The sequence below is a fragment of the Paracoccus haematequi genome (genome assembly GCF_900631945.1).
Classification (GTDB): domain Bacteria; phylum Pseudomonadota; class Alphaproteobacteria; order Rhodobacterales; family Rhodobacteraceae; genus Paracoccus; species Paracoccus haematequi_A.
The window spans coordinates 1-10,743 of sequence record NZ_UZWE01000027.1 but is presented as its reverse complement, the minus strand read 5'-3'; the positions used below and the strand labels follow the sequence as shown (position 1 = coordinate 10,743).

Genomic DNA, 10,743 nt, shown 5'->3' with positions numbered 1-10,743 from the left:
CCCTGCCCGATTGCGAGGCCTTCGTCTTCGCGCCGGCGGACGCCCCCGCCGTCCGCTACGACGCCGTGCTGGCGATGCTGGAGGCGGACGCGCCCTCTCCCGCCGGTCTGGCCGCCGCCCGCGCCACCGCCGCGGCCCTGCCGCCGCCGGCGCTGCTGCCCCCGCTTGACCAGCAGAGTAAGCGCCAGGCGGTCCAGGACGGGCTGAAGACAATGGGCGGCCGCATGGTCGCGCACGCCCGCGTTCTGGCGGGCGAGATCGAGGGCGACGAGGCTACGGCGCTGTTGCCCGCCATGCGCGACGCCTGGCGCGCCAGCCGGGACCGGACGGAGGCGGAGCTGCTGACTGAATTGCAGGACACCCGCGCCACGGCGCTCATGGTGGCGGGCCGCGACGTGACCGCCATGACCGAGACCGATCCCACGCGGCTCTGCGCGACCGTGGACGGTGCCGGAACCCATGTCATGTCGCCCGGCTTCGGCAGGGCCGGCGGGGAGACGCTCCTGGAGATCGCCTCGGGCCTGCCGCTGGAGCACTGGACGCGCGAGGTCGCCGAAGCCACCATCGCCCTCTCGCAGAGCTGCGCCAGCAACCGCTACGAGACGCTTGTGGCCCAAGCCTGGCCCCGCATCGAGGCGCGCGTCGCCGGCATGGACAGGCTGCGCGCCACCATCGCCCGCCTGGCGGCGACGCCGGTCACCGTTGATGCCTACCGCGCCGCCAACTGGCTCGGCGTCGATGCGTCGGCGCTGCGCGACACCGGCCTCTCGCGCGAGGAAATCGACCGCGTCCTGCGGCCCGCCACCGCGCGCCTCCTCGAGAATGCCGTCCCGGTGCTGGCGGAAGAGCTGGCGCAAGAGGTTGCGGACGAGACAGACATCCCCGCCATCGCCAGCCACTGCGCCCGGCGCAGCGGCGCCGTCATGGCCGGCATGGACGCCGCCCTGGCCGCCCGCATCACCCGCGGCTGCGAGGAGATCGCCGCCGCGCATCTGGAACGTGTCGGCACGGCGCGGATCGCCGAGATGGCGGCCAAGGCCGAGGCGGCGGGCGAGAGCTACGAGGAGGCGCTTGCCACCAACGGCTATGCGGTCCTGCCGGATTTTGGCCCACGCCCGGCAAGCGACGCCTTCGACGCGGCCGTGTCCGCGCTGCGTGCGGCCGCGCGGGAGGCCGAGGCCCGCGTGGCCGAGAAGCGCGACCGGGTGCTGGCGGCGGAGGGGGAGCGCCTGGCGGCGGCCTATGCGGATCTCGAACCCGGCAGCCCGGCCTCGGCGGCGCTGCTCACCTGTGCCAGCTACCCGGAGGCGCCGCTGCTTGCCGGCCTGCACCGTCAATGCCAGGAGCTGTCCGCAGCATTCCAGCAACAGCATAGCGAGGCCCACTGTGCCCGCCTCTATGCGAAGGCCGAGGCGGAGGACGGCCTGCGCGACGCCGCTCTCGACGTGGGCCAGCGCGGCATGGTGCCGCTGCGCCGGCTCATCTGCCACCTGCCGCTCGCCGCCACCCTGACCCGGCATGGCGGGCTCTTCCGGGAGACCCGCTACGAGATCAGCCTGCAGGCCCAGGGCAAAAGCGGCGCGCGGACGCTGTCCGGCACCCTGACGCCGGCCGGGGCGCCGGACGTCTGGCGCCTTACCGGGATCACGCTGGAGCCGGGGCCCCTGCGCGCGGATCTCGACCCCGACGCGCCCGCCACCCTGGATCTCTGCCTCGACAGGCCCGACCGCTGCGTCGACTGACCTCGCCCTTCTTTCCGAAGACCCCTTCCGACTGTGGAGACACCCATGAAGCCCATCCTCCTTGCCGCCGCCCTCGCCCAGGCCGAGCCCTATCTGGCCCGCTGCCAGATGGGCGAATGCATCCATTACGACCAGACCGATCGCCAGGTCGTCGGCCAGGGCAGCGCCGCCGTGCCGGGCGATCTGGTGCTGGTCACCCTGCGCCAGGCGGTCTCGGACGATCCCGACACCCCGGTTAGCGGCCTCGACTGGGGCGAACCCTCGCCCGTGCAGGTGTTCTGCAGCGGCACGCGCCCGGCCTTCATGGCGGGCGACGCCAGCTATACCGCGCTCGACCTGGTCACCCCGGCGGGCGCCACCACGCTGATCACCACCATGTATCTGCGCGCCTGCCATCCCGACCTGGGCACCTTTGACGATCCCTTCGCGGCCGCCAGCGATCTCGGCTACTGGGCCACCGGGACCGGCAGCTACCCGGACTTCGCCGCGCTGATCCGCCGCTGAGCGCCCACGGACTGCCCCATCGGGGCGGCACGCCGCCGCCCCCCTTCGGAAAGGACACGAACATGATCCGCACGCGCATCCTGATCGCCGCCGGCGCCGCCATTCTCCTGCTCGCGGTGATTGCCGCCACCGCGCTGTTTCCCGGCGGCCCGCTCAGCCGCAAGGAGATGCGCCTGGTGGACGGCTTCGCCGCGGCCTATAGTGCCTGCATGGACTCCGCCGGCAATGCCAACGGCATCAGCCTGGGCGACTGCAACGAGGCCGAGATCCTCAAGGCCCGGATCGACGAAGCCGGCCTCTGCATCGACTACGACAACACCCGACAGGATACCTATGAGGACTTCTACCGCTGCGGCACCCCGCGTTGAGCGCAGATCGAGGGTGACGGCCTGCGGCAACCGTTGCATAGCGTAATAGGGTAATATTACTCTATTATAATAGAGTAATATTACCCTAGCATGCTATCATTCCGCCGGAGAGCCTGCCCGAAGCTATCACAATAGCAACCTAGGATAATAGCATCCTGGCACGCTATCACCCTGCTCCGGATTGCAGAGCGGCTCTCGGCGGCGGCCACATGGTCAAAATGATAGCATGATAGGCGTCTATGATAATATCATGCTAGCTTGATGGTGGACCGGAGGCGCAAAGCGCTGCCATGAACGCCGGCGATAAGGGAAGCGAATGGAGTTGAGGGAGATGCTGTTCAGGATGAGCCACCGGCCTCGCGAAGCTTTGTTGGTAAGCGCCACGTTCTCCAAGCCGGAACAGTTAGGGCCTCTTCGCAACCCGGCCCTCGACGAAATGCGCCGCTCCCTCCGGTCAAGGATCCAATTGCCCGATCCGCAGGCTGCAAAACGAAAAATCACCGCGTAACTTGGTTTTGATTAAAAACCCTCGAAAAACAGGGCAAAATCGCCTTCTCAACATGGCTTTTTTCAAGCCAGACTCGAAATACGGAAAAGAGAAAAAGGAAAATTATTTTTCCGGGGAGATGTGCATGAATTCTTCCTTGGTGGAAATCGCGTCTCCGGGGAGATGAGGTCAGCGGCGACACCGTGAGTATGGGAACCATCACGGATCCAATGCGGAGGTGGCCTCCGAAGGCAGAGAGCGCCACACCTTGACTGGCACTCCCTGAACGCTGGGCCAGGACAGTGGCAAGGGGTCGATCGCGTGTGCGTCCTTGTCCCCCGCAGAGACGATGACCATTGCTGGGCGATGCCCTCCCAGGCATCAGCCATACACCAACTCCGGCGCCACCGCCTCCCAGACGTCCCGGCGCAGGTGAGCGCGGAACTCCTCCTTGTTGTCGGCCTTGCGCCAGCGCACCACGGCGCCGACCTCTCCGCGCAGGAAGTTCAGACCCCCCGGTGGCGACCAGCTTCGAGCCATGCGCGCCAGGGCACGTCCATGGACATCGTGGAGCAGCCAGGCTCCCGCTTCGTTCACCAGGCGCACAGGATTGTAAGCGGTCTCTGGCCCCCACATTGTCTGATCTTGTCGTAGCTGCGAGGCGTTCTCCCATTGTTTGAAGGGAGTGCGTTTCGCAATGTGTGCTCAAACTGCGTTTCTCACATCGCTGGGTGTGGATGGTCGTGCAGGCACATAAGAAGATCGGCATCCAAGATCGGCACAGAGTTGCGCTTATTGCTCATAACTCATAGTAATCACGTCACTTCCTTTCATCACGAGATCGGCAAGATGATCCTTGAAACACCGGCCCGTATCGAACCCTGCGGGATCGAGGAAACCATCCCCGTGGCGCTGACGGATCTGGTTCTCGAAATCCGATCGGCGGCAGAAGCGCTCGGGCGCGGGCTGCAGCCAGACAGCGCGGCCGAGTTGCGTGCCATGACGCGGATCATGAACGCCTACTATTCGAACCTGATCGAAGGCCACAATACCCGTCCGCGCGACATTGAGGCGGCCTTGGCCGGCCATATGGATCAGGTCGAGAACCGCCCACTGGCTGAAGAAGCTGCGGCCCATGTGCGCGTGCAGGAATGGATCGACGACATCCACGCACAAGGCGTGCTTTTTGAACCGACCTCGGTCGCGTTCATCCGCGATCTGCATCGCCGCTTTTACGAGGCCATGCCTCTGGAGCTGCGCTTTGTCGAGCATAATGGTCAACACAAGGAGATCATCCCGGGAGCCTTCCGCGCCGAGGGCGAGGAGGTCGCCGTGGGCCGTCACCTGCCTCCCTCGGCACCGCGGATCCCGGATTTCATGGACTACTTCGCCGCCCGCTATCATGGACTGACACGCGGCGCATCCGGCCGCATCCTGTCCATTCCCGCAGCGCATCACCGGCTGAACTATATCCACCCATTTCTAGATGGAAATGGCCGCGTTAGCCGGCTGATGTCCCATGCCATGTGTCAGGCGGCGGGAATCGGAGGTCATGGATTGTGGTCGATCAGCCGGGGGCTTGCACGCGGGCTGCAAGACCCTGCAGAATATAAAGAACGTATGGATGTCGCCGACCGGCCGCGTCAGGGCGACCGCGACGGGCGCGGAAACCTTTCGCTAGCGACTCTGACTTCCTTTTCTGGATGGTTCCTGACCGTCATGCTGGATCAGTTGCGCTTTACCGACGCGATGTTCGATCTCGGGCGGCTAAAGGACCGTTACACGAGGCTCATAGCCGATCTGTATCCAGGCAGCGATCGAATGCCGCAGTTGGTATCGCATGTGCTTCGGCACGGAGAAATGCCGAGGGGTGACGCGCCCCTCGTCACCGGCGCATCCGAGCGTGCCGCGCGGGGCGACCTTGGCAATCTGATCGCTGGCGGTTTTCTGAAATCGTCAACACCCAAAGGGCCAGTGCGCATCGCCTTTCCCCTAGATTATCGTGAACGGTTGTTTCCGAACCTTTTCACCGATGCCGAACCTCTGGTGCCGCCACCCCCCCTGCCGCCAAGGTATTGAGAAAGCCCCGTGTCAGGTCCGTGCTCAACCGGAAAAGGATGTTGGTCAAATCGGCCAAGAATGTGAAGCCTGGTGGGCCAGCAGGATAATTCCCAAGGCTGGTTAACCCGGATGAAGCATTCCCTCACAGCCTTATATTCGTTTAGAGTGCCTGCCCAGCCAAGTGCGCAATTCGTTCCCAATCAGCCCTTGTGCCTCTGGGCTGATCCCGCTTATTGGTCCGAGGAGATAGAAGCCAGGCTGCGCAGCATGAAGCTGAAGAGCCACATCCACCGCAAAGGCAAGCGTGTATCGACCCAGTGAAAACCTGCTCATGCTACAAGGAGTAAAACGTAGCGATGAGTGGACAATTGGAAGACGTCGTCAAACGGTGGACGGCCAAGCGTAAGTCTGCGCTGGTCATCGAGATCATTCAGGGCAAGACGACGGTGGCGGAAGCCAGCCGCAGCTATGACCTTTCCCTATCCGAGATCGAAGGCTGGGTCGATGATGCCCGTCGGGCATGGAAAATGCGCTGCGAGCGAACCCGCTCGATGTTCGGCAGGAATACGAGAAGCAGCTCCGGGATCTGCAGGAGACCTATGGCGAGGCCATGCTGGAACTGCGCGCCCGAAAATAGCTGGCGGCCCTCATGGAGCGGGAGGACGACAATTGATCCGGACGCTCCATGAGGGCCTGCTGGCGTATGGGATCAAGGTGTCTTTGGCAAAGCTCTGCGCTCAGTTCGGCGTGCCGCGACGGACGGTCTATTACAAGCCGACCAAGGCTGCGCCAAAGGTCGATGCGCGCTTCGTGGACCCAATCAAGGCGATGATCGAAGAGAGCCCTTCGTTCGGCTACCGGACAGTGGCGTTCCTGCTGGGCTTTAACAAGAACACGGTGCAGCGGATCTTCCAGCTGAAGCATTGGCAGGTCCGCAAGCGCCCCATCGGCATGCGGCCCCGCATCCAGGCGCTGCCGTCCGTCGCCATCGCGCCGAACGAGCGCTGGTCCACCGACCTGTGCCGGATCTGGGCCGGCAAGGACGGCTGGACCTCCTTGGCCTTGGTCATCGACTGCCACACGCGCGAGCTTCTCGGCTGGCACCTGTCGCGCACCGGCAAGGCAACGACGGCTGCCAGCGCTTTAGAGCACGCCCTGATCAGCCGCTTTGGCACCCTTGGCCGCGTCAATCGCGAGTTCCTGCTGCGGTCGGACAATGGCCTGGTCTTGCAGAGCAGCTCATCGACCTGGTAAAGTAGCGGCCTTTGAGAGGGCGAATTCCGGATCTTCTGTTCCTGCGACGTTCATGTCCATACGCAATCTTGTAGGCCTGAAAAGGGAACACCTGCAATCCGATCAACGCTGGCACGCAACCCCAGACCGGGCCCGCTATTGACCCACGTGGCCTGCTTCCTGCTTACCGTCTTGCTGCCTCTCAGGAAAATGCACAAACGCACCTTCAGGTGAACAAGTCGGGGCGAACATTCAACAACTCGCTTGCCGACGCAACAAATACGGAAGAAGTAATTTCGTAAAATTCTTTCTTACAAATGAATTTCAAAATATTACGATTGAGAAAAATCCGCTAAGTTTTCCATCCCACCATTCTACGAGGCTGTCATCAGAGTTGTTGATCTTTCTGGATGCAACCTCTAGTTTATCACGCATATAGCAAACAACTTTTGACCAGCTCGACGACTTCCAATGAACACTTAGCCAAGGACTAGGGAACCAGCTTTGTGCCGGTCCAACGGTCCAACGGTCCAACACCTTTTCAGCACTTGTGCATCAACGGCAAAGGAGGTTGGCCATGACGGAACAATTCAATAAATACGGGATCTCGCCCGACAACGAGGAGAGCGGTCTGGAGAATATCGGAGCACAAGGTTCTGCGGAGCATTATAATCTTCCCGTCCCTCTCGCTGGTTTACAGACGAACAAAGCGGACGATGCCCTCGATCCTCTTCAGAAGTTCGTCCAGCAAATTCGGGAAACGCTTCCGCTTGGTTATGCTGTGGATGAAGAAGAGCAGGTCATTGTCAATGCAGCCATCCCTGACGGACTTTGCGGCCTCTTCCGTCCGGTGCTGCGCGTGCGTGATCCGCATTCTGGGAGCGGATGGGCCCTCAAGCTCGAGTTCCTCGATCCTGACGGCAGGATTCGCACCCAAACCTATGAAGAGACGGACACATTCGGAACAGGCCGATATGTTCAAGAGCTTCGTGGATACGGCTTTTATATCGGCCCTGCACCAACGGAAGTGACACGATTGCTGCGAAGCTGGACACGTCAATCACCTCCGGCGAAAGGCTGGCGTGTTGCGCGAACGGGCTGGTCAACGTTTCCGGACGAGGAAGAGGTCTATGTCCATTCGGATGGCTCGGTGGATTCAGATCGCAACCACCTGGGCCAGAAAATCATTCTGCGCGGAGCCCGCCCGGTCGAGGTGAACGGCACCCTAGAACAATGGTCAGCTGTCGTGGCAACCATGGCGGTGGGTAATCCCCTGATGATCTTCGTCATCGCGGCGTCTCTTGCTGCTCCCTTTATGAAGCCGGCTGACCTTCAGACGATTGTGTTCAACCTTTATGGCCGCTCGTCCTCCGGAAAGTCTCTGCTCCTTCAGGTCGCGCAGAGCTGCTGGGGAGATCCCGCGAGGCTGCGCCGCTGGTCGGAAACCTCTGCGGGCATGAGAGAGCTGAGAGGGTTAAGCAACGACGGGCTGATGGCCTGCGACGGGCTCCCCGTAAACCCCTCGTCAAAGGATCTGACAGCGCTCACGGATCTTGAGGAAGACAGCCATTTCGCCGATGCCCATGCCCGCCACCGGAACCTCGTGCTGATGAGCGGTGAGATTTCGAGCGAGACCATTTTCCGCCGTCGCCGCAAGAACCCTTCTGAAGCGTTCCAGACACGCTTTCTGGATATTCCTGTCGATCAAGGTGCGTATGGCGGCTTCAACGATCTTCGCGGCTATCAGAGTCCAGACGCTTTGATTAATATTCTGCGAATGGGACTTGCTGCCAACTACGGGCATGCGGGGCGGGCAGTAACAAGGCTGCTGATCGATAATCATGACCTCTGCAAACACAGCCTGCCCCGCTGGATGGCCAGCTTCGTGCGGCAGGAGTTAAAAGCGCGAGGTCAAGATGTCTCCAATCCGGTCTTCGTCCAGCATCTGAGGCGCTTTGCCCTGGTGTCTGTCGTGGGGGAGATGGCGATCAAATGGGGACTGTTGCCATGGCCCCGTGGCACAGCCGATCAGGCGGTCCGTGATGTTAGTTCGATGTGGCAAGCGACCTCGACGCTGGGGGAATTCGGGAAATCACTATACCGGCTGACGGCCTTCCTGAAAAAACGTGAGGACCAGCTTCCCTGGGAAGGAGACATGCCTTTTCCTGAAGACCATCCCGTGGGATTTCAGGATGCGGGGTATTACTATGTCAAGCCGGAACTGTTCCGCGAGGAGATCGCAGATGATCCTGACGAACTGAACGCGCTCGATCGCGCGGGCATTATCGTGAACGGCGGAGAGCAACGGTCGCATCAATATAAAACGGGTGCGAAGCAATGGCATAAACGACCTCGGGTCTACAGGATAGCCAAGAACGCCTTGCAAACACGTGAGATAAAGCGCGAATAGGACAACGCTGCCTTCATTGGCACCCTTCTGCGGTGACGGCGCGGAGCACAAGGCCAAGGCAACACGCGTCATTGCAAGTTATCACCCGCCATCAACGTGTAAGAAGGCGCCAATTGGCCCAAGATGCTGTCCCACGGAGTGGTGTAGCTGGCGCTGATCGTCACCGTTAGGTTCGGCGCGGGCCTGCTTGATCAGGATGCCGCTGCGGGCAGGCTGATGACGGGATCATCGCCCATTGACGCGATGGTTTCCAGCGTCATGTAGCGGGTGCGCTGAACGGTCCATTCATCGTTCTGTTCGAGGAGCAGAGCCCCGACGAGGCGGACGATGGCGTCGTCATTCGGGAATATTCCGACGACGTCGGGGCGGCGCTTGATCTCGCCGTTCAGCCTTTCGATCGGGTTGGTCGAGTGCAGCTTGGCCCGGTGTTCCTTGGAGAAGGACATGTAGGCCAGGACGTCATGCTCCGCGTCATCCATGAGGGTGTCCGATGGCCGTCAGCGCGTTGTTCATCACGGGACCGGGCCGGAGCGGACGATCCAGACGGGGATCGGGCCGCTCGCCGTGAAGCGGCACAAGGTCCGCGACCGCGCTGCCGTGGGAGCGGAGAAGAGGATCCGCTTCACCTCGAACATCCTGCCGAGGTGGGCGCGGCGCTCCCGCAGTCTCGATGCGCTGCTGCCGGTGCTTTACCTGCGTGGCGTGTCCATGGGCGACTTCCAAGAGGCGCTGACCGCGCTGCTGGGACCGGATGCCCCGAACCTGTCACCTGGTGTGATCTCGCGGCTGACGGCAGGTTGGCAGCAGGATTACGACCGCTGGCAGCGCCGCGACCTTTCGGCACGCCGCTATGTCTACATCTGGCCGACGGCGTCTACCTTCAGGCCCGTATGGAGCCGCAAACCGAGTGCATGCTGGTGGTCCTCGGGGCTACACCCGAAGGAAAGAAGGAACTCGTCGGTTTCCAGGTCGGGGTGCGCGAGAGCGCGCAAAGCTGGCGCGAGCTGCTGGTCGATCTCAAGGCCCGCGGCCTTGCCGTGCCGCCGGAACTGGCTGTCGGCGATGGCGCCTTGGGCTTCTGGAAGGCCATGGATGAGGTCTTTCCTGGCACCCGCCATCAACGGTGTTGGTTTCACAAGATGGCGAATGTGCTCAATTGCTTCCCCAAATCCATGCAGCCCGCTGTCACCGCCGATCTGCGCGAGATCTCCCATGCCGCAACCCGCGCCTCGGCATTGGCGGCCATCGAGATCTTCAAGGAAAAATACGCCGCCAAATACCAGCGTGGCGTCTCCTGCCTGACCAAGGACAACGAGGCCTTGCTGGCATTTTACGACTTCCCGGCCGAACACTGGGAGCATCTGCGCACCTCGAACCCCATTGAAAGTGTCTTTGCCACCGTCCGACATCGCACTGTCCGCACCAAGGGCGCACTGTCGCAGAAAACCGCAAAGCTGATGGTCTTCACCCTGGTCCGGGCCGCATCGAAGAAGTGGCGCAAGCTCAACGGCACAAACCAGTTGCCACGCGTCATCGAAGGCGTCAGATTTACCGACGGGGTCGTCGCTGACGATGCCAACCAAAGCCGCGCCGCCTGATCAAGTCGCGTCACCCAAATTTATCCATAGCTCCGCGGGATGGCGCGGAAGTCTCACCCTCCCGCCGGTTGACTGATGCCGCAGAATCACAGCGCAGCCCTACCCTGCGATTTTGTTCATTGTCTCATCCAGTTTACGCCAGGACCGCTCGCCTGTGTCGATGATGAAACACTCCTGTCACAGGGGTTGAGCAGGATAATTCCTGCCCATGCCCTGCATTTGCAGGTGTTTCTGCAATTCCGCCTAGGGCGTGTTGACGTTTGAGGATTTCCAAACTGATCGCTGGCTGATTCAAGGCTGCCAAATGGGAGGCAACCTTGATCCGCACGACGTTGACCGA

The 10,743-nt window shown here is 61.9% G+C and carries 8 protein-coding genes and 3 pseudogenes; 8 read left to right on the top strand and 3 right to left on the bottom strand.

Going from position 1 to position 10,743, the window contains the following annotated elements:
* From PARHAE_RS21030 to PARHAE_RS08030, 3 genes are all read left to right on the top strand, one after another.
* Positions 1-1,742, top strand: a 1,742-nt coding sequence (locus tag PARHAE_RS21030) for a hypothetical protein (RefSeq protein WP_164555180.1), incomplete at its 5' end; no start/stop codon positions are given.
* A 45-nt stretch (positions 1,743-1,787) separates the two neighbouring features.
* Positions 1,788-2,246, top strand: coding sequence for a hypothetical protein (locus PARHAE_RS08035; RefSeq protein WP_126154097.1), 459 nt, complete (start codon positions 1,788-1,790; stop codon positions 2,244-2,246).
* 62 nt (positions 2,247-2,308) lie between these two features.
* On the top strand, positions 2,309-2,614 hold the full coding sequence (locus tag PARHAE_RS08030) for a hypothetical protein (protein ID WP_126154096.1): 306 nt from the start codon (positions 2,309-2,311) through the stop codon (positions 2,612-2,614).
* Between the two features lie 868 nt (positions 2,615-3,482).
* Here the strand turns inward: PARHAE_RS08030 and PARHAE_RS08025 are convergent.
* Complete coding sequence (locus PARHAE_RS08025; protein ID WP_164555179.1) at positions 3,483-3,707, bottom strand: hypothetical protein; 225 nt, start codon at positions 3,705-3,707, stop codon at positions 3,483-3,485.
* A gap of 243 nt (positions 3,708-3,950) precedes the next feature.
* On the opposite strand from PARHAE_RS08025, the gene PARHAE_RS08020 reads away from it, so the two are divergent.
* The 4 genes and pseudogenes from PARHAE_RS08020 to PARHAE_RS08000 all read left to right on the top strand — a co-directional run bounded on the left by PARHAE_RS08020 (position 3,951) and on the right by PARHAE_RS08000 (position 8,805).
* Entirely contained in the window at positions 3,951-5,180 is a 1,230-nt protein-coding gene (locus PARHAE_RS08020; protein ID WP_338142921.1) for a Fic family protein, read from the top strand.
* Positions 5,181-5,518: 338 nt separating this feature from the next.
* A pseudogene (locus PARHAE_RS21565) lies at positions 5,519-5,620 on the top strand (DUF1153 domain-containing protein); the annotation flags it as partial.
* 211 nt (positions 5,621-5,831) lie between these two features.
* Positions 5,832-6,416 carry a DDE-type integrase/transposase/recombinase gene (locus PARHAE_RS21560; RefSeq protein WP_241232721.1) on the top strand — a complete coding sequence of 195 codons (585 nt, stop codon included), beginning with the start codon at positions 5,832-5,834 and terminating at the stop codon, positions 6,414-6,416.
* A gap of 556 nt (positions 6,417-6,972) precedes the next feature.
* The gene (locus tag PARHAE_RS08000) at positions 6,973-8,805 is read left to right on the top strand and encodes a DUF927 domain-containing protein (RefSeq protein WP_126154093.1); all 1,833 of its coding nucleotides are present in this window, start codon (positions 6,973-6,975) and stop codon (positions 8,803-8,805) included.
* Between the two features lie 191 nt (positions 8,806-8,996).
* Here the strand turns inward: PARHAE_RS08000 and PARHAE_RS07995 are convergent.
* A pseudogene (locus PARHAE_RS07995) lies at positions 8,997-9,287 on the bottom strand (transposase); the annotation flags it as partial.
* Here PARHAE_RS07995 and PARHAE_RS07990 point away from each other — a divergent pair.
* Positions 9,283-10,403, top strand: a pseudogene (locus PARHAE_RS07990) (IS256 family transposase); the annotation flags it as partial. The pseudogenes PARHAE_RS07995 and PARHAE_RS07990 overlap by 5 nt on opposite strands.
* A gap of 133 nt (positions 10,404-10,536) precedes the next feature.
* Here the strand turns inward: PARHAE_RS07990 and PARHAE_RS21345 are convergent.
* Positions 10,537-10,743 (bottom strand): hypothetical protein (locus tag PARHAE_RS21345; RefSeq protein ID WP_206436892.1); only part of this gene is annotated, 207 nt, incomplete at its 5' end.

Bases quoted from the DNA above. Each gene is read 5' to 3' on its own strand.
- PARHAE_RS08020 (WP_338142921.1), top strand. From the start codon at position 3,951: ATGATCCTTGAAACACCGGCCCGTATCGAACCCTGCGGGATCGAGGAA.
- PARHAE_RS08035 (WP_126154097.1), top strand. From the start codon at position 1,788: ATGAAGCCCATCCTCCTTGCCGCCGCCCTCGCCCAGGCCGAGCCCTAT.
- PARHAE_RS08000 (WP_126154093.1), top strand. From the start codon at position 6,973: ATGACGGAACAATTCAATAAATACGGGATCTCGCCCGACAACGAGGAG.
- PARHAE_RS08030 (WP_126154096.1), top strand. From the start codon at position 2,309: ATGATCCGCACGCGCATCCTGATCGCCGCCGGCGCCGCCATTCTCCTG.